The 18,319-nt window shown below is 69.8% G+C and carries 16 protein-coding genes; 7 read left to right on the forward strand and 9 right to left on the reverse strand.

Features of this window, described 5'->3' with window-relative positions:
* The first annotated feature begins 23 nt into the window (after positions 1–23).
* The 3 genes from ACFY6U_RS01350 (at position 24) to ACFY6U_RS01360 (ending at position 2,468) form a co-directional block, all read left to right on the forward strand.
* Positions 24–1,127 (forward strand): plastocyanin/azurin family copper-binding protein, encoded by a 1,104-nt coding sequence (locus tag ACFY6U_RS01350; RefSeq protein WP_390034487.1) that lies wholly within the window; start codon positions 24–26, stop codon positions 1,125–1,127.
* A gap of 97 nt (positions 1,128–1,224) precedes the next feature.
* Positions 1,225–1,752 (forward strand): hypothetical protein, encoded by a 528-nt coding sequence (locus ACFY6U_RS01355; protein WP_390034488.1) that lies wholly within the window; start codon positions 1,225–1,227, stop codon positions 1,750–1,752.
* A complete protein-coding gene (locus tag ACFY6U_RS01360) occupies positions 1,740–2,468 on the forward strand; it encodes a plastocyanin/azurin family copper-binding protein (protein WP_390034489.1) in 729 nt (242 codons plus the stop codon). Before ACFY6U_RS01355 ends, ACFY6U_RS01360 begins: the two co-directional genes overlap by 13 nt.
* Positions 2,469–3,254: 786 nt before the next feature.
* Here the strand turns inward: ACFY6U_RS01360 and ACFY6U_RS01365 are convergent.
* The 7 genes from ACFY6U_RS01365 to ACFY6U_RS01395 all read right to left on the reverse strand — a co-directional run bounded on the left by ACFY6U_RS01365 (position 3,255) and on the right by ACFY6U_RS01395 (position 11,986).
* Complete coding sequence (locus ACFY6U_RS01365; RefSeq protein WP_390034490.1) at positions 3,255–4,649, reverse strand: MFS transporter; 1,395 nt, start codon at positions 4,647–4,649, stop codon at positions 3,255–3,257.
* A 566-nt stretch (positions 4,650–5,215) separates the two neighbouring features.
* Positions 5,216–6,526: an acyl-CoA dehydrogenase family protein gene (locus ACFY6U_RS01370; protein ID WP_390034491.1), complete on the reverse strand. Its 1,311-nt coding sequence runs from the start codon at positions 6,524–6,526 to the stop codon at positions 5,216–5,218.
* A 182-nt stretch (positions 6,527–6,708) separates the two neighbouring features.
* The gene (locus tag ACFY6U_RS01375) at positions 6,709–7,224 is read right to left on the reverse strand and encodes a nuclear transport factor 2 family protein (RefSeq protein WP_390034492.1); all 516 of its coding nucleotides are present in this window, start codon (positions 7,222–7,224) and stop codon (positions 6,709–6,711) included.
* Entirely contained in the window at positions 7,221–8,576 is a 1,356-nt protein-coding gene (locus tag ACFY6U_RS01380; protein WP_390034493.1) for an acyl-CoA dehydrogenase family protein, read from the reverse strand. Before ACFY6U_RS01380 ends, ACFY6U_RS01375 begins: the two co-directional genes overlap by 4 nt.
* Positions 8,577–8,687: 111 nt before the next feature.
* Positions 8,688–9,986, reverse strand: a complete 1,299-nt coding sequence (locus tag ACFY6U_RS01385) for an acyl-CoA dehydrogenase family protein (protein ID WP_390034494.1) — start codon at positions 9,984–9,986, stop codon at positions 8,688–8,690.
* Positions 9,987–10,059: 73 nt separating this feature from the next.
* Positions 10,060–10,635, reverse strand: coding sequence for a flavin reductase family protein (locus ACFY6U_RS01390; protein ID WP_390034495.1), 576 nt, complete (start codon positions 10,633–10,635; stop codon positions 10,060–10,062).
* 52 nt (positions 10,636–10,687) lie between these two features.
* Positions 10,688–11,986 carry an oxidoreductase gene (locus ACFY6U_RS01395; protein ID WP_390034496.1) on the reverse strand — a complete coding sequence of 433 codons (1,299 nt, stop codon included), beginning with the start codon at positions 11,984–11,986 and terminating at the stop codon, positions 10,688–10,690.
* Positions 11,987–12,116: 130 nt separating this feature from the next.
* On the opposite strand from ACFY6U_RS01395, the gene ACFY6U_RS01400 reads away from it, so the two are divergent.
* From ACFY6U_RS01400 to ACFY6U_RS01415, 4 genes are all read left to right on the forward strand, one after another.
* Positions 12,117–12,818 carry a TetR/AcrR family transcriptional regulator gene (locus tag ACFY6U_RS01400; RefSeq protein ID WP_390034497.1) on the forward strand — a complete coding sequence of 234 codons (702 nt, stop codon included), beginning with the start codon at positions 12,117–12,119 and terminating at the stop codon, positions 12,816–12,818.
* Positions 12,819–13,106: 288 nt separating this feature from the next.
* Positions 13,107–14,489, forward strand: coding sequence for an MFS transporter (locus tag ACFY6U_RS01405; RefSeq protein ID WP_390034498.1), 1,383 nt, complete (start codon positions 13,107–13,109; stop codon positions 14,487–14,489).
* A gap of 124 nt (positions 14,490–14,613) precedes the next feature.
* Positions 14,614–15,135 carry a hypothetical protein gene (locus ACFY6U_RS01410; RefSeq protein ID WP_390034499.1) on the forward strand — a complete coding sequence of 174 codons (522 nt, stop codon included), beginning with the start codon at positions 14,614–14,616 and terminating at the stop codon, positions 15,133–15,135.
* A gap of 219 nt (positions 15,136–15,354) precedes the next feature.
* Positions 15,355–16,635: an MFS transporter gene (locus tag ACFY6U_RS01415; RefSeq protein ID WP_390034500.1), complete on the forward strand. Its 1,281-nt coding sequence runs from the start codon at positions 15,355–15,357 to the stop codon at positions 16,633–16,635.
* Positions 16,636–16,749: 114 nt separating this feature from the next.
* On the opposite strand, the gene ACFY6U_RS01420 is transcribed toward ACFY6U_RS01415, so the two are convergent.
* Positions 16,750–17,370, reverse strand: coding sequence for an NADPH-dependent FMN reductase (locus ACFY6U_RS01420; RefSeq protein WP_390034501.1), 621 nt, complete (start codon positions 17,368–17,370; stop codon positions 16,750–16,752).
* Between the two features lie 63 nt (positions 17,371–17,433).
* Positions 17,434–18,318: a nuclear transport factor 2 family protein gene (locus ACFY6U_RS01425; RefSeq protein WP_390034502.1), complete on the reverse strand. Its 885-nt coding sequence runs from the start codon at positions 18,316–18,318 to the stop codon at positions 17,434–17,436.
* Position 18,319 lies beyond the last annotated feature (1 nt).

The following is an 18,319-nucleotide window of genomic DNA, read 5'->3' on the forward strand; positions in this document are numbered from 1 at the left end:
CCCTGCAAGGGAGACGCACCACCATGCACACCGAAGACACCACCACTCCCCCGCCGCGCCACCGCCGCTCCCGGATGGGCAACCGAGTGCTGCTCGCCACCGGCGCAGGCGCCGGCATCGCGGCCGTCGCCTGTCTCGCTCTGCTTCAGGCGTCGAGCGGGTCCGCCGCGCCCGCCACGGCCGCACCGGCGGCCGACGCCCACGCGATGACCTCCATGGACCAGGCGCAGCCCGCCGCTGCCCAGGCCAAGGCGGCCGACTACACCATCAAGATCACCAACTACAAGTTCGCCCAGCCGGCCCTGACCGTCAAGGTCGGCCAGACCGTGAAGTGGGTCAACGAGGACACCGCTCCGCACACGGTCACCACCACCAGCGGTCCGGCCAAGTTCGACTCCGGCACGCTGAACAAGGGCGACAGCTGGTCGTACACCTTCACCAAGGCCGGCACCTACAAGTACTACTGCGCGGTCCACCCGGACATGACGGCCTCCATCACCGTGGTCGCCGACAGCGGGGGCGGTGGCGGCAGCACCGGAGGTGGTACCGGAGGTTCCACGGGCGGTTCGACCGGTGGTTCGACGGGAGGCTCCACGGGCGGTTCGACGGGCGGCTCCACCGGGGGGTCTACGGGCGGTTCCACCGGGGGGTCGACGGGCGGTTCCACCGGGGGCAGCACAGGCGGTTCGTCCGGCGGCTCCAGCGGCGGTTCGACCGGGGGGAGCAGCGGCTCCGGCGGTATGGGCGGCGGCAGCGGTGACGGCGGCAGCGAGCAGTGCGTCAGCATCCAGCAGGTCCTGCTGCCCATCCTCCAGCACATCGACAAGGCCCACCTGGAGGAGTCCCCGGGCCAGCAGGTCCAGGACGCGCTCCAGCTCGACAGCTACATCAAGATGCACACGGCCTGGCTCGAATCGATCCTCACCCCGGCCGTGAACGGCACCGGCTCCGTGGCCGACAGCACGCTCACGGTCATCCTCCAGCACGTCACCTCCGCGCATCTGGAGGAGTCCCTCGGCCAGCAGGTCACGGACATCCTCGACCCCGACCAGTACGTGAAGACGCACACCGTCTGGGCCGAGCACCTGCTCGCACCCACCACGAACTACCTGACCAACTCCTGCTGACCCTCGGAAGAACGTGGCGGGCCGGCCGAGTCACAGTCGGCCGGCCCGCCACCGCAGGCCATTGTCCCTCGTCCCCTCGTCATGTCGAGGTGCCCGAATGAGCACTCAGACCCTGCCCACAGCGCCCCACCCGCCGACCGATCCGGTTCCCGCCCGGTTGCCCCGCCCCGGCACCTACACGGCGGGCGACCGCTGCATCATCGAACTCACCACCCGCCTCGGCCCGTTGGTCACCATGCGCCGCCGCCTCACCGCGGACGAGGCCGCGCTGACCGTCGCGCCGTCAGCGTCCGACACCGTCCTCAGCCTGAAACTGACCGGCGTCGCGCTCGGCGGCGACGAGCTCACCTTCGTCAGCACCGCCGTCGAGCCCAAGCCCGAGGCCGACGACGCCCGGCTGCGCATACCCGGCGCACTCGCCACCGGCGACCCGACCGCCTCCTCCATCCCGGCCACCCTCACACTGCGCGTCGTCGACCGCACCGACGACAGCCTCCTCGTCCTCGGCACCGTCCAGGTCCCGTACGGCCATCTGCGTCGGGCCACCGGCCTCGTCCTGTCCCGCATCCGCCCCGCAGACCGACTGCGTCTACTCGTCGCCGCGGAGTTCACATGTCCCGCCTGACCACGCGCATCCCGCGGATCCTGCTCGCCGCTCTCCTCTCCACGGGCGCCGTCACCTTTCTCGGCGCTCCGCAGGCGAGCGCCGCCGGCCACCAAGTCGTCATGTCCGGCTACGCGTTCGTCCCACGCTCCCTGACCATCACCGCCGGGGACACCGTCACCTGGGTCAACCAGGACCAAGCGCCACACGACGTGAAGACCACGTCCGGCCCTGCGTCGGTCCACTCCCCGATGCTCAACAAGGGCGGCACCTGGAGCTATACCTTCACCACTGCGGGAACGTACGGCTACGTCTGCACCGTGCACCCCGGCATGACCGCCCAGCTGATGGTCCAAGCCGCCGCCACCCGGAAGTCGACCACCGCGGCACCCGCCCACCAGCACAGCAACCCCTCGGGCCCCACCCAGACGGCTGACCGGCGCACCCCTGCCCGGGGCACCGCGTCCACGCACCCGCACAACACCGCGTCGGCGGCACCCGTACCGACCCCGTCCAGCAGCGCGCCCTCCCGTGCTCAGAGCACGGCGCCCGCCCTCCAGACGCAGGTCCCGGCAGCCGCCGACAGCGCCGCATCCGCCCGGCCACTCGACCCGCTGCTCGTCCTGGCGGGCGTCGTCGCAGGGGTCGCTGTGCTGTGCCTGCTGCTCGTCGGCTCCCGCTCCGCGGCCGCGTCCGGAGCTCCCCCGACGGCTGACGGCGAGGCGGACAGGAAGTGAGCACGGCGCCAAGTGCGACGCTTCCAGATGCCGGTGGCGTTGTCACCACAAGAGGCGGCTGCGCCAGGCTCACCCCCTGGCCAGGTGGTGGCAAGCTCCAGTGCTGGCTGTTGGTGTCTGCGTTGACGACGGCGCCCCACCGGCAGACCTGAGAGATCAGGGCCGTGGCGGCTCCCCAGATCAGTATCTGATTGAAGACGGGAATTTCCATCGACTTGCCTGCAGATCGCGGCGGCGCTGCTGGAAATTGTTTCCGCTGGTGCGGCCGCGTGGCAGCTCGAAGGGTCACCGCGATCCTCGAAAGCGGTGAGCCCGAGTACAACGGGGCCGTCAGCACGGGCAACAATCCCTCCCGACCGGCCACACGGCGAAGCCCCACCAGAGACCGGCGGGGTTTCGCCGTGCTGGACGCCCCTATAACGGGGGGGGGGTGGCAGACACCGTCCTGACCGGGTTGAAGACCTCGCCGGGCGGCATATCGCTTGAGGCATCGGATGCTCTCACGTCTGGTCTTGCCCTCCTGGGTGCGGCATTCGTAGTACACCTGGGTGCGCGGGTCGTGGCGCAGCCGGGTGAACCCCATGCGGTGCAGGGCGGCGTTCGCCTGCCGGGGATCTCGGGTTGCACGGGGCGCGGCACGGGTTCGCGTGTCATCCCATGTGAAGTGCTGTTCCTGGCCGCCCGTTTCCGTCCTTCGGCAGGGTCACAGCGCCCGGACCAGCCCCCTCACGGCGACAGGTCCCAAAGGGCGCCGACAGGATCGTCCCGGCATCCTGCTCGCCGCCGTCACGCCGACCCGGTGGTCTGCTCGGGAGCGTTTTCGATCTTCCACTGTGCCGGGAACTGCGGTAGCACCGCCGCCAGGACGACGGCGACCACCGTCAGCGCGGTGAGCGCGAGCACCGGCACCGTGTAGCTCCCGGTCGCCGTCTGCATCGCGCTGACCAGGAACGGCGACATACCGAGCGACAGGGTGGAGATGGCCAGCGTCAATCCCTGCAGCTGCGCGAACGAGGCGAGGCCGAAGTACCGCGCGATGAGGAAGGGTCCCAGCGACGACTCGGCGCCGGTGGCGAAGCCCAGGAGGATCATCGCGACGAACAGCAGCGGCGTCGAGCCGTGATTCGCGAAGGCAATCAGGAGCCCCACCGGCACCGCTGCGAGCATCGGGACCACCACCCGGGGCCGGTCGGTCCTGTCCAGGATCATCCCACCGATGAGAAGTCCGGCGACCGACGCGACGAACAGCGCGGACAGGGAGAGCGAGACCGTCGTCTCGGTGAATCCGCGCTCGTCGAAGAAGTCGACCGCGTTCTGCCGCACGGTCATCGGGCCGGCTGCCGCCAAGGCGAGGGAAGCCGTGATGGAGATCCAGACCCGTGTCCGGACCGCCTTGCGCAGCGGGACACCCGGAAGCCGTGGCAGCCCTGCTCCGGGCCCCGTCACACGCCGCTTCGTCGGTTCCATCGGCTCTGTCAGTTCCATCGGGCCCATCGGCTCAGTCGGCTCCACCAGCACCGTCGGCTCGGAGATGAGGAACACGGTGGTCGGGATCGCCACGACTGAGATCGCCGCAGCCACGACTAGGTAGGTTCCCTTCCAGCCGAGACCGGCGCTGCCGCTGATCAGCCACTGGAACACGGGTGAGAACACAGCGGCGGCCAGGCTGGAGGCGACGCCGATGAGGGCGAATCCGATGCCCTTGTGCTGCGGCAGCCAGGTCGAGACGACTTTGAAGACGACAGCCAGACCTGACATGAAGCCGAACACGGACGCCAGGATCAGCACGACCGCCAGCAGCGGCACGCTGAACCCGCACAGCGGGACGAGGGCCGTCAGCACCGCGTAGAGGACAGCGGAGGGGACCGCGACCCTGCGTGCGCCCAGTCGATCCACCCAACGGCCCGCGAAGGGCAGGACGATCGGTCCGATCAGCAGCGGGATGGAGACGAACACGAGAATGCCGGTTGATTTGGCGACGCCCGTGTCCTTGGCGAACGCCGGCACGATGAACGTCGTCATTGCGGAGAGGCCGGAGGGACTGACCAGCATGAGGAGGAGACAGCCGATCAGCGCCGCCTTGGCGCTCGCTGGTGCCCTCCAGAGGTCGGCGAGGTAGGACTTCCCGCCGGCTTCGGACGAAGACGGGGCGGTGTCGCCCCTCGGCACGGAAGTGGTCATGGGAAAGCCTCCGTTACGGATGCACCGCGGCCCCATTGGCGCGGCGAGCTATTCAGAGGGCGGCTCAATCGGTCATGGGCTGGGGTGGTGACGCTGGGAAACGCTTTGCTCCTGACCAGCTGTGGAATTGGTTCCGCCGGTGGTGCCCGCGGCGCCGGAGCGGCCGCAGAGCGGCGGCCGACGTCGCCACGGCGATCGGGAGGTGCCGGCGGTCACCGTGTTCTTCGGCATCTCCCGGGGTGTCGCCGGTGACAACTGCTGCTTTGTCGTGTCGGCCCGTTGGGCTCGACCGGCACCGGCACCGGACGGGTGGCGCCGTGCCCGGGTCCGTGGAGCCGGACCGGTCCCGGTGCACGATCGACTGCGAGATCGGGAGGGCGCTGGCAGGGGTCTGACAGATTCCGGGCGTCTGAGCGCCGTGGCCGGACTGTCGAGGGCACCGTTGCTCGGCTCACCAGGTGCCGCTGCTCCGCCGTCACGACGAGCGGAAAGGTGTCACTGCGAGCGGAGAGCCGAGTACTTGCTCGGGATCACCGGTGTCGCCGCAGCCCGCGAGTGGAATCGGGTCAGGCGGGGTGCGGCACCGGGTCCGGGAGCTTGCCGCCGGCCGCCGGCGGGGGCGTCTTCCCGGGAGGGGGCGAGCTGAGCGCGGCCATCATCGGCATCGGCTCCAGGCCGAAGATGTCGCGGCCGTTGATCTCGGCCATCGGGTCGATCCGGAAGGCGCCGTGGGTCGCGAGCACATGCACGTCCCGGACGAACCGCTGGATCGGGTTGGACAGGCCCACGGTCGAGGAACCGAGCGCCAGTTGGAGACCGTCGATCGCCTGGAGACAGGCATGGATCTGATGGACGAGGTCCATCGTGATCTCCGGTTCCTCCCACGGGTGAAAGTCCTCGCCCGCCAGCGCTCGCCGGTCGATCTCGTCGGCCTGCCGTTCGATGACCGAAGCGGCCGTGTTGATGACGGCCCTCGCCTTGCCCGCCACGACCTGGGTCGAGGCCATGTCGGCCATGGTCGGATACGGCAGGTTGAACGGCGGCCGCTTGACGGCCTGTTCGACGAAGGCCTTGAGGGCGCCCTGTGCCATGCCCAGGGCGAGCGCCGCGAACGCCGTCGTGGTGGCGACCATGGTTCCGATCGCGGAGTGCATGAAGCCGATGCCCTGGTACTTGCCGCGCAGGGCGTTCATGCGCGCGGGCATGTCCATGGTATGGACGACCCGGTCCTCGGGGACGAACACCTCCTCGTCGGCCCGCACACTGTTGCTCGACGTGGCGCTCAGGCCCATGACGTGCCAGTCGTCCACGATCGTGTACTGGTCCTGAGTGAGGAGCCCCATCGCACGGCGCCGCTCCCCGGTGTCGGGATCGTCGTACTCGAACCCGACCGAGGCCCACTTCGCGATCTTGCAGCCGCTGCCGAAGGACCACTTGCCCTTCACCATGTAGCCGCCGTCCACCTTGCGGCCGTGGCCGACCTTCGGCGCGAAGACGGTGGCGCCGAACAGGAGCGGCCCCTGCCAGGTCTTGATGTCGGCGAAGATCTCGTCCCTCACACGCTCGTCGAAGGTGAGCGCGCTTCGGGTCGCGCTGGACACGATCACCGTCCAGCCGGCCGACGCGTCGACGGTTCCGAGCTCACGTACGACCTCCATGGTGTCGCGAGCGCCGGAGGCGAATCCGCCCAGCTCCACCGGGACGGTGATGCGGAACACCCCGATCTCGTGCAGTACCGAGACCGTCTCGGGTGCGAGTGTGCCCTGCAACTCCCCCTCGCGGGCACGTTCGGCAAGGCCGGGCGCCGCCGCGCGCACCGCGTCGCGCATCCGCCGGCCCTCCTCGCTCAGATAGGGCGATTCGGGAAACCTGCTCACTTTGGGCGACGTCATTGTCATCTCAGTTCTCTTTCTTCAACCTTGGGCATCGTCGGCCGCAATCCGCCGCTGCGCACGCGCGGCGGCGGATTGCGATGCGGGGGAGGGAGCGCCTCGGCCCGGCGTTGTCGGGCACGGGCATGGGGCGCGGCCATCGGGGCCGGCCGGCCCGGGCGCGCCGCTCAGTTCCCCGGCAGGGGCGCGTCCATCTTGCGGAAGGCGCTCCAGTGCTCGGCGAGCCTGCCGTCGCGCACCCGGAAGACCGTCAGGATGTACCAGTCGTAGGTCTCGCCGGGGTTCGTCGGGTCCGGCGTCGGGGCCTTCATCATGACGCAGGCCAGGTCGCCCTCCACGGTCACGTTGACCACCGGCGGCGGGGTGCCGTTGCCGGTCGGAACACGGCGGAAGTGCTCGATGATGTTGTCCCGGCCGTTGCCGGGCGCGTTCGGGTCGTGCTGGACGTAGTCCTCGACGATGTAACGCTTCATCACGTCGACGACGTTCTCCTGCACGGTGTCGTCGCGGACCATGCGCGCGAGATCCGCCTCGAAGTCGACCAGCAGGCGCTTGACGGCGGTCCGCTCGGGCGTGTCGCCCTGGGCGACGGCGGCCTTGTAGTCCTCGCGGTCGAGCCAGGTCTCGTACAGCTCCGGGTCGGTGATCTGTGCGATGCCGTCGACGATGCTGAAGTCACTCATGCGCGGATGGGCTCCTTGTCTCGGGAGGGATCTGTTGAGGCGCGGCGCTCGGGGACGGCGCCGCCGATCATGGCGAAGGGGGGCAGGCCCAGGAGCCGGCGCCCGTTCTGTTCGGCCAGCGGGTCGATGCGGATCGCGCCGTGCGAGGTGAGGACGCGGGCGTCGCGGACGAACCGCTGGATCGGGTTCGACAGGCTCACCGTGGACGAGCCGATCGTCTTCTGGAGGAGGTTGATCGCGTCCTCGCAGAGGTTCGCCGCATAGGCGATGGAGAGGCTGATCTCGGACTCCTCCGGCGGGGTGAAGTCGAGGCCCTCCGCGGTCCGTGCGTCGATCTGGTCGGCCGCACCCTCGATGGTCGCGGCGGCGACATTGATCATGGCGAGTGCCTTGCCCGCCGCGACCTGGGCGGACGCCATGTCGCCGATCGTGGGGTAGGGCAGGGTGAAGGGCTTGCGCTTGTTCGCCTGCTCGGTGAAGCAGTCGAGCGCGCCCCGCGCCATGCCCAGGGTGATCGCGAGGTTCGCGAGCGTCGCACAGAGCAGCAGTGCCAGACCGCGCTGCCCGTAGCCGAAGCCCGTGTAGCGCTCGTGCAGCTGCTGGAGCCGCGGCGGGAACTCACCGAGGTCGATGAAGCGGTGCGCCGGGACGAACACCTCGTCCTGTACCCGAAGGCTGTTGCTGGACGATCCCGACAGACCCATGACCTTCCAGTCGTCGAGGATCTCGTACTGCTCGCGGCGCAGTGCGGCCATGCCCCGTCCGCTGCCGCCGGCCTCGGGGTCGAACTCGACGCCGACCAGGGCCCAACAGGCGTGCTTGCAGCAACTGCCGAACGCCCACTGGCCCTTCACCATCCAGCCGCCCTCGACGGGCCGGGCCTGGCCGACCTTGGTCGCGAACACGGAGGCACCCACGACGGCCGGGCCGGCCCAGTCCTCGGTCTCGGCGCGCACCTCGTCGACGACCTGCTTGTCCATCGCGAGCACGTTCTTCACGCCCACGCCGACGAACCCGGCCCACCCCGCGGAGCCGTCACCCTCGCTGAGGGCGCTGATCACCTCGACCAGGTCCCGTGCGCCGAGCCCGTACCCGCCCCACTCGACGGGCATGGACATACGGAAGACGCCGGCGTCGTCGATCGCTTCGAGCACCTCGGGAGTGAGCGCCCCGATCTTCTCTCCCTCACGGGCCTGGGAGCGGATCAGCGGGATCAACTCACGCACCCGGTCGCGGATCCGACGGCCCTCGTCGCTGAGCCACGGGGAGACAACGGGTGAGGCGGCCACCGGTGGCAACGGCGGGAGCGGGGCATCGGGAGAGGGAGGCGGCGGCGGAGGCGTTGCAGTCATCGGAGCACCATGGTTTCCATTGATATGTACTGCACAGTTCAGTGCATGTGGTGGACATGAAGCGGTACGGGTCGGGAAGCCGAAGCGCCCGGTCGCCCAGTGGCGCCGCCCTCAACCCAGCGGCGGGCCGGGGGCGTTGACACCGCGCTGGGGCACCGCGGCACCGACCATGGGGAAGGGCTCGAGCCCGAGGAGGCGACGGCCGTTCTGTTCGGCGAGCGGGTCGACGCGGATCGCGCCGTGCGAGGTGACCACACGTGCGTCGCGGACGAAGCGCTGGATCGGGTTGGACAGGGCGATGGTCGAGGAACCGAGCGTCTTCTGGAGCAGGTTGATGGCCTCCTCGCAGAGGTTCGCCGCGTAGGCGAGCGCGAGGCTGATCTCCGACTCCTCCTCGTCGGTGAACTCGAGACCGGCCTCGGTGCGCGCGTCCACCTGGTCCGCGAAGCGTTCGATCGTCGACCCGGCGAGCACGATCATCGCCTGCGCGCGTCCCGTGGCCACCTGGGCCGAGGCCATGTCGGCGACGCTCGGGTAGGGCAGGGTGAACGGCTTGCGCCTGGCGGCCTGTTCGGCGAAACAGGCGAGCGCGCCTCGGGCCATGCCCAAGGTGATCGCGGTGCTGCTGAGCGCCACGGTCATCAACAGCGCCCGGCCGCTCTGCTTGAAGGCGGCGCCGCTGTAGCGGTGCCGGATCCGGTCGAGCCGCGGCGGGAACTCGGCGAGGTCGAGGAAGCGGTAGTCGGGGACGAAGATCTCCTCGGTGACCCGCAGGCTGTTGCTGGACGTTCCGGAGAGGCCCATCACATGCCAGTCGTCGAGGATCTCGAACTGCTCCCGCTCCAGCACCACCACACCGCGGCCGGTACCGCCGGCCTCCGCCGGGTCGAAGGCGATCCCGACCATCGCCCAGCGGGCGTGCTTGCAGCCACTGCCGAACGCCCATCGGCCGCTGACCATCCAGCCGCCGTCCACCTTGCGGGCGTCCCCGACCGTGGTCGCGAACACGGAGGCACCCACGAGAGCGGGGCCCACCCAGCCCTCGACGTCCTTGCGGATCTCCTCGATCAGCTCCGGCTGGAGCCCGAGGAAGTTGCGCAACCCGACACCGACGAAGGCACTCCAGGCCGCCGATCCGTCCCCCTCCCCCAGGGCCGCGACCACCTCGACCAGGTCCCGCGCGCCCAGGGCGGTGCCACCCCACTCGACCGGCATCGTCATCCGGTAGATGCCGGCCGCGTCGAGCGCCTTCAGCACATCAGGGGTCAGCGCCCCGATCCGCTCCCCCTCCTGTGCCTGCTCCCGGATCAGCGGCCTGAGTTCGCGGATCCGGTCGCGCAGCTCGCGTCCGGCATCGGTCAGCCACGGCGACTCCACAACCCCGAAATCCGGGGCGACCTGATCGAACATCGGCTCTCCTCGTTGAGATTCAGCAGGAACAACCAACTCATCTGCGTGAAAGGCGAATTGATGACGGCCCCGCTCAAGCGGGGACCGCAGACCTGGCGCCGTCATCGAGCCGCCGGAAGCGGCTTCCGTGGAAGACCAGGGGCTCTGCCGACGGCAGCGTCCACAGACGGTCTATCTCCAGCAGGGCGATGGTGTGGTCGCCCGCCGGGAGTTCGGCGCGCAGCGTGCAGGTGTACCAGGTGACCGCTCCGGGAAGGACCACCGCTCCTTCTCCGGTCGTCTCCCAGTGCACCTGCGCGAACCGCTTGTCCTCCGCGCCCGCGAGCGCGCGGCACACCTCGCCCTGCTGCTCGCCCAGGACACTCAGGCCCAGCCGCGGCAGCTCCCTGAGCTTCGGCCAGGTGCGGGACGAGGTCTGCATGCACACCGAGACCAGGGGCGGGGCCAGCGACACGGAGGTGAAGGAGCTCACCGCCATTCCGACGGGGCGGTCGTCCACCATCCCGCACACCGCGATCACCCCGCTCGGGAAGCGCCCGAACGCCTCCCGCAGCGCCTGCGCGTCCATCAGGGCCACCGGTGTGGGCTGCGGCCCGAGGCCGGAGCCGGGACTGATGAGCCCCTGGGGCCCGTGCTGATCGATCGACATGGTCCTCACCTTCATTCTTCCTGCAAGGCGGTCGGCCTGGGAGGCGGTCGGCTCAGCCCACCTGGGGCACGCCGCCGGAGAACATGGGAAACGGTTCGAATCCGAGGAGCTGGCGCCCGCTGAGCTCGGCCAGCGGGTCGAAGCGGATCGCTCCGTGGGTGGCCAGCACGCGCACGTCCCGCGCGAAACGCTGGATCGGGTTCTTGAGGCTCACCGTGGAGGAGCCGAGGGAGAGTTGGAGCTTGTCGATGGCGTCCGCGCACAGCCGTACCGCGTAGACGAGGTCCATCGTGAGCTCGGACTCCTCGGCACCCGTGAACTCGATGCCGGCCAGGGCGCGGCGGTCCACCTCGTCGGCGTGGCCGAAGATGATCGCCTCCGCGGCGTTGATCATCGCGCGGGCGGTCCCGGCGGCCACCTGGGCCGACGGCATGTCGGCCACGGTGGGGTAGGGCAGGTTGAACGGCTTGCGGGCCTTCGCCTGCTCGACGAAGCAGTCGAGGGTGCCACGGGCCATGCCGAGGGCGACGGCCACGTTGCTGAGACAGGTGATCAGCATGAGCGCACGGGTGTCGTTGCGGAACCCGATGCCCTCGTAGCGGTCCCGCACGCTGTCCATGACCGCGGGGAAGTCGGCCAGGTCGACGAAGCGGTGGTCGGGGACGAACGCCTCTTCCTCGGCGGTGATGCTGTTGCTGGAGGTGGCCTGCAGGCCCATGACCTTCCAGTCGTCCAGGATCGTGTACTGCTCACGGCTCAGCAGTGCCATCCCCCGGCCCGGTCGGCCCTGCGCGTCCTCGCAGGTCACGCCCACGGCCGCCCAGGCCGCGTGCTTGCAGCCGCTGCCGAACGCCCACTTCCCGGAGACCAGCCACCCGCCGTCGGCCCGGCGGGCCGATCCGACGCTGGTGGAGAACACGGAGGCACCGACGACCAGGGGGCCGATCCAGGTGTCGATCTCCTTGAAGACCTCGTCGACGGTCTGCTGGGGGAAGCCGAGGACATTGCGGATGCCGCCGGCCACGAAGACCGTCCAGGCGGCGGATCCGTCGCCTTCGCCGAGCGCCGTGATGATCTCCACGACGTCTCTCGCTCCGAGAGCGTAGCCACCCAGCTCGACGGGCAGCGAGGTCTTGAAGACGCCCGCCTCGTGGATCGCCCTCAGTGTCTCGGGAGGCAGCGCGCCGAGTCCTTCTCCTTCCCGTGCTTCCTCCCGCAGCAGGGGGATGAGCGCGCGTGTCTCGTCCCGGATCTGTCGGCCGCGGTCGCTGAGGTACCGAGAGGGGCGCCGTTCGGCCGCCGCGGCGGCCGGTCCGGTGGCGGAAGGGGTCGGAGAGGGGGGCTTGCTCATGGGGCTCCTTCGGGGCTCAACTGTACTGCACCGTTCAGTCCAGTTGAACCGTACGGTAGGGTTCAGTGAAAGGTCAAGACATTGAGATGTGTACCGGCTCCGAGAGGGGCGGGACTCGACAAGGAGTGAGATGGCTGAGCAGGGACGCCCCCAGCGCACGGGCGCGGGCGGGCGGAGCAAGCGGGGATCCATTCTCGACGCGGCCGTCGAGCTGTTCCTGGAACTCGGCTTCGACCAAACCTCGATGGATGCCGTGGCGGCACAGGCCGGCGTCTCGAAGACGACCGTCTACGCCCACTTCGGCGACAAGCTGGAGCTGTTCCGCGCGGTGATCGCCCGCGGCGGGGACTCCCTGGACTTCGACCTGGACCAGACGATGCTCGCCTCCCTCGACGATCCCCAGGAGAGGCTGGTCCGCATCACCCTCAAGCTCCTCCAGGCCACGACCGCCCCGAACTATCTGGCCTTCATCCGCGTGCTGACGGTCGAGGCGGCCCGTCGGCCGGAGCTGACCGAGACGCTGAGATCCCTCGGCGTACCCCATGTCGTCGATCTGGTGGCCGTGGCGCTCCGCGAGGACGCCCGGCAGCGCGGTTACACCCTCGCCGACGCGGAGGCCTACGCCGGACTGTTCGTGCGCATGACGGCGGCCGGACCGCAGATGGACGCGCTGCTGGATCTGGAGGCCGACCGCGACCCGGCCCATCTGGAGGCGTATGCCCGATGGACGACGGCCATCTTCCTGCGGGGCCTGAGCGCCGAGGACCGTCCGGGGGTGCCCGATTCCGCGATGCACCAGGTCTTCCCCTGGCTGTCCCGGGCGAACTCCTGACACTTGCCGTGGCGCGGAGGACGGGACCTTCCGCGCCACGGCGATCCCGGGCGCCCCTGCGGGACGTCCGGACACCGCACGTTCCGGCCCCTTCCGCGCGCCCCTTTCGGGACGACGGCGACTGTTCGATTCCTGCAGACCTCTTGACCCACGGTCTGCACTGAACCGTACAGTGCATCGATCGGAGTGCCGCTCGGCGCTCGGCGCCCTCGGCGAGCCATCGGCAGCACGAGACCGCCCCGCCTTTCAGCCGGCGGCCGCCATCGCCTCGCGCGAGGAAGGACGACGATGTCCCCGCCCCACACCGAATTCGCTCCGCCCGGCCGACCGGGCACCCCCGCCTCCCTGCGGGAGTCCCTGTCCGCACTGCGCGGCTATCCCAGGCCGGCCTGGAAAGCGGCGATCGCCTGCGTGCTCGCCATGGCCTTCAGTCCCCCGGCTCTCGTCACGGCCGTCACCTTCCTCATCGACCCGGTCGCCAAGGACTTCGGCTGGTCCCACTCGGAGACGCTGAGCATCTTCAACATCCCCACCGTGGCCGCCCCCTTCGTACTCCCCCTGGCCGGCCGCTGGGTCGACCGCTGGGGCGCCCGCGCCGTCGCCGTTCCGGGCACCGCCCTGTACGCACTCTCCACGGCCGCGGTGGCGCTCGTGGGCGCCAACGGCGTCGTACTGACGACGGTCCTGCTGGTGAGCACGGCTCTGGGGTACACCTCGATCCTGGGCGTGGTCTACAAGGTCGTCTCGGAGTGGTTCCCCCACCACCGCGGACTGGGCTACTCCCTGCTCATCGGCGCGACCTCCAGCCTCGCCGGCGCCGCCCTCTCGCCTCTGAGCCAGTTGTCCATCGAGCACTTCGGCTGGCGGACGACCTATCTGCTGATCGGCGGATGCGTGCTGCTGATCGTCTTCCCGGCCCAGTACTTCCTGATGTACGAGCCCCTACGGGCACCCCTCGCTCCCGCAGCAGCCACCGACGTGCCGAAGGGCAAGGACCGGCCCCCGCACCGGGAACTGCCGGGCCTCCCCCTGGGCCGAGCCCTGAAGACCCGCGCCTGGTGGTACACGGTGCTGGTGCTGACCGTGGCGGCGGGCGCGGCGATGAGCGTGCGCCTGAACGCCGTGTCGCTCTTCGGCGAGCAGGGCTATTCCGCGACCGAGGTGTCCCTGTCGGTGTCGGTCATGCTGGTGGCGTCCGTGGCCGGGCAGATCCTCGCCGGCATGGTCCTGGACCGGTCCCGCACCCCACGCGCCTTCGTGCCGTTCATGGTGTGTCTGGTACTCGGCATGGTCATGGTCTTCGTGGCCACCGGGGGCATGTGGGCCCTGTTCGTCACCATGGCCCTGCTCGGCGTCGTGACCGGCGCGGAGTCCACCACCGGGCCGTACCTCGTGGGGTGCTACTTCGGCATGCGGGCCTTCGCCCAGATCCAGGGCATCACGCTGGGCGTCGTCAGCCTCGTCGGCATCGGAGTCTTCCCGGTGCTGGCGCAAGGAGCCGCCGAGAGCACGGGCGGGTACACGGCGACGCTCGTCGCGCTCACCGCCGCGGGCCTGATCGTCCTTGCGCTGTCGGTCTTCCTGCCGGCCTACCCGAGCCCCGCCGCCCACGACTCGGACGCCGACGAGCCGGCAGCCGACAGCGCCGACGAGCGTATGGGCAGCTACTGAACCCGGCTTGCGGGCGATGCACCCGGCGCATTTCAGATCGCCGACAAAACTGAACCGTTCAACTTGACTGCACTGAACCGTACAGTGCGCAATTCACGCGCCACGGAACCCACCGGAGGAAACCTTGCAGGAGTACACGATCGCGGGCGGGGTCGCACAGATCCATGACCCCGCCTTCTTCGAGACGTGGATGTACCGCGACGACTTCACCGACGCACTGTCGAAGTCATCGACGGCCGAGGCGACCGCGATGAAGCGCCTGGTCATCGAGTTCGAGGCGGCTCTCGCCCGGATGATGCCGAGCGGCCGGGTCGACGAGCAGGTCGACGGCGTCCTCGAGAAGTTCATCGTCGACGACTACATCCAGAACGACCCGAACGTGCCCGGCAACGGGCGCGCGTTCCTGGCGGACGGGTTCCGCAGGATTCCCTCGACCGTGGACGCGCCGCCCCCTCCGGTCGCGTTGATCGTCGAAGGCGACCTCGTCTGTCTGCTGATGCAGAAGCCGTGGCCCGATCCGACGGCCCCCGGCGAGACGTACGACTGGTTCATCCCCACCCTCTTCCGGGTCAGGGACGGAAAGCTGGTCGAGCACTGGGGCTCCTACAAGAAGGGCGGCCACGAGGCCGGACCCGCGCCGGAGTAGCGGACCGGGGATCCCCCCGAGCACCCGAACTTCCCGTCCGTCGCGCAGCCCTCTCGACCCACGATATGGACTGAACCGTACAGTATCGCATCAAGCCGAATGCGGGCGTGCGTCGCACCTCGCGTACGGAAGTAAAGGACGACGATGTCCCCGAACCCTCACGCCGATCTCACGGCACCCGAAAAGCCGGCCCCTGCCGCAGGCACCCTGCGCGGGTACGTGACCTCCTTGCGGGGCTATCCCGCCCCCGCCTGGAAGGCCGCGACCGCCTGCGTACTGGCCATGGCCCTGAGCCCGGCCGCCTCCAGCGCCACCATCACGCTGTTCGTCGGGCCCATCGCCCGGGACTTCGGCTGGTCGCAGTCGCACACGCTGACCGTTCTCAACATCCCGATCATCGCCGCTCCGCTGATCCTGCCGCTGGCCGGACGCTGGGTCGACCGCTGGGGCACGCGCGCCGTGGCGGTGCCGTGTGTCGCGCTGTACGGCGTCTTCACTGCGGCGATCGCACTCGCCGGCGGCAACGCCGTGCTCCTGCTCCTGCCGATGCTGGCCTCAGCCCTGTGCGGATACATCGGCATCATGGGCCTGACCTACAAGGTGGTCGCCGAGTGGTTCCCCCGCCACCGGGGCGTGGGCTACTCCCTGTTCATCGGCGGCGCCACCAGCCTGGGCGGAGCGGTCATCGCCCCGCTGTTCCAGCTGTCCATCGACGGTTTCGGCTGGCGCCAGACCTACCTCCTGTTCGCCCTGTGCATCCTCGGGATCGTCTTCCCCACGCAGTACTTCCTGCTCACCGAGCCGCCGCGGGATCCCGCCGACCTCGCGGCGAGGAAGGAAGGACGCGCTCCCAGGGAACTCCCGGGCATGCCGCTCGGCGCCGTGCTGCGCACCCGGGCCTGGCTGATCACGGTCGCGGCCATCGTCCTGACCGCGGGCGTGGCGACGAGCGTGCGGTCGAACGCCGTGTCTCTGTTCGGCGAGCGCGGATATTCGCCGACGACCGTGTCCCTGTCCCTGTCGGTACTGCTCGTGGCCTCCTTCGTGGGCATGTTCCTCGCCGGTGTGGCCATGGACCGTTCCAGGAGCCCACGCGCCTTCGTACCGTTCGTCGCGTGTCTCGTGGCCGGCACGGTGGCGATCTTCGCCGCCAGCGGAGGCACCTGGGCCCTGCTGCCGGCCATGGCGCTGCTCGGCGTGGTGATGGGCGCGGAGTCGTCGGTCGCGCCCTACCTGGCGGGCCGATACTTCGGCATGCGCGCCTTCGCACAGGTCCAGGGCATCACCCTGATCGTCATCACTCTCCTGGGTGTCGGCTTGACCCCGACCCTCGTCCAGGCGGCCGCCGAGTCCACGGGCAGCTACGACGCCCCCCTGATCGCCCTGACCGCCGCGAGCGTGCTCACCCTGGCACTCGTCTTCCTGCTCCCGCGCTACCCGGCCGACGAGAAGCGCGAACCCACGACGGCGGACGAGGCCGCACAGCCCGAAGCGGTCTGACGCACCCCGTGCGCCTCAGCACCCGGTAGCGACCGACAGCCAACCGCACAAAAGATCCCGGTAGGGCACGCGATGCGCGTGCCCTACCGGGCGTTGACGGAGGCTCGGCCGCTGCTAGCCCCGCGGCGCGGGTACGACCGGCGCCGGCGGCCCGGGGGGAGCCAACGGCGGCGGGTTCAGACGCAAGGACTCCAGCGCCTCGCTCCAGCGCAGCAGTTCGTCCAGCATCATCGTGGCCGCGGCCTCCAGCGGCTCGTCGGCCCGGAAGCCGCCCTCCCCCATGAACTTGAAGACGAACGGGATGGCCACGGCCTCGGGGATCGGCATCATCTTGAGCGCCGTCGAGACCTCCTTGAGCACCTGCACGGAGCGCAGGCCGGCCGCGACACCGCCGTAGCTGACGAATCCGACGGGCTTGTACAGCCACTCCCGGTACAGGAAGGACATGGCGTTGAGCAGCGCGGCGGGAGGGCCGGAGTTGTATTCAGGCGTGACGAAGACGAAGGCGTCGGCCTCGTCCACCGAGGCGCTCCACTTGAGCGTGTGCTCGTGGGCGTACTGACCCGCACGCGGATGGCCGGGTTCGTCGAGGAGCGGGAGGCCGAACTCGGCCAGGTCGACGAGCTCGACGTCGAAGCCGCCGTGCTCCTTCGCGGCCTGGGCCGCCCACTGGCCGATGGGCAGCCCCAGTCGGCCAGGACGGGTGCTTCCTATGACAACGTGCAACTTCGGCATGGGTGGGCCTTTCTGCGTATGTATGGATTCGAGGGCGAACAGGACGAGGGAGCCGACGACCGATCAGGTGCGGGCGGCGGGCGGCGGGCCGGGAGGCTTGGGCGGGGCGGACTTGTCGATGCCGCTCCAGTGCTCCACCAGCCGCTGCTCGCGCACGCGGTAGGCGTCGTAGACGTAGTACGGGTAGAGCGCGCCGCTCCCGTCGGGTTCGGCCTGCGGAAGCAGTCCGGCGACGACGACGATGTCGCCCTCGGCGACGATCAGCGCGGGCGGGTTGAGGGGCTCGGCGGGCGTGGGGACGGGGCCGTCGGGGAAGCGGCCGCGCACGAACTCCTCCAGCCCCGCTCTGCCGGGCGGGTAGAAGGAGACGTGCTGGCGGTAGTCCTCGGCGACGAAGTCCTTGACCGCGTCCGGGTTCTGCGCGTCGAAGACACAGCGGTAGAAGTCCACCACCAGGCGCTTGTTCGCCTCGATGTCGATCGACGGCGATGACGAGACGGTGGTCGCCCGCGTCGGCACACCCGGTGCGGGGGGCCGCGGTGGGGCGATCTTGTTGAGGGACGGCCACCGCTCGACGATCCGTCCGTCGCGGATCCGGTAGGTGGTGAACGCGTAGTAGTCGTAAGGGGAACCGGGGACGTCCGGGTCCGGCTGCGGCATGTAGTGGCAGACACAGACCAGGTCGTTCTCCCCGACGACGAACACCGGCTCCCGCGGCCCGGACGCAGCGTCCTCTCCCTGGTCCACCGTCGCTCCACGGCCGAACTCGCGGCGCAGGAGATCGGTGAACGCCTGCGCGCCGTCGGGGACGTCGGCGCCGTGCTGGACCAGGTCCGGGGCGACGTAGTCGACGACCGCCTCGGCGTTTCTCGCGCCGAGGACATCGGTGAGGAACCGGCCGACCAGAAGCTTGTTGATACGTGGCTCTTGCTCGGTTGATGTAGCCATG

Origin of the sequence: Streptomyces sp. NPDC013157 (assembly GCF_042899865.1) — a bacterium.
Lineage (GTDB): Bacteria > Actinomycetota > Actinomycetes > Streptomycetales > Streptomycetaceae > Streptomyces.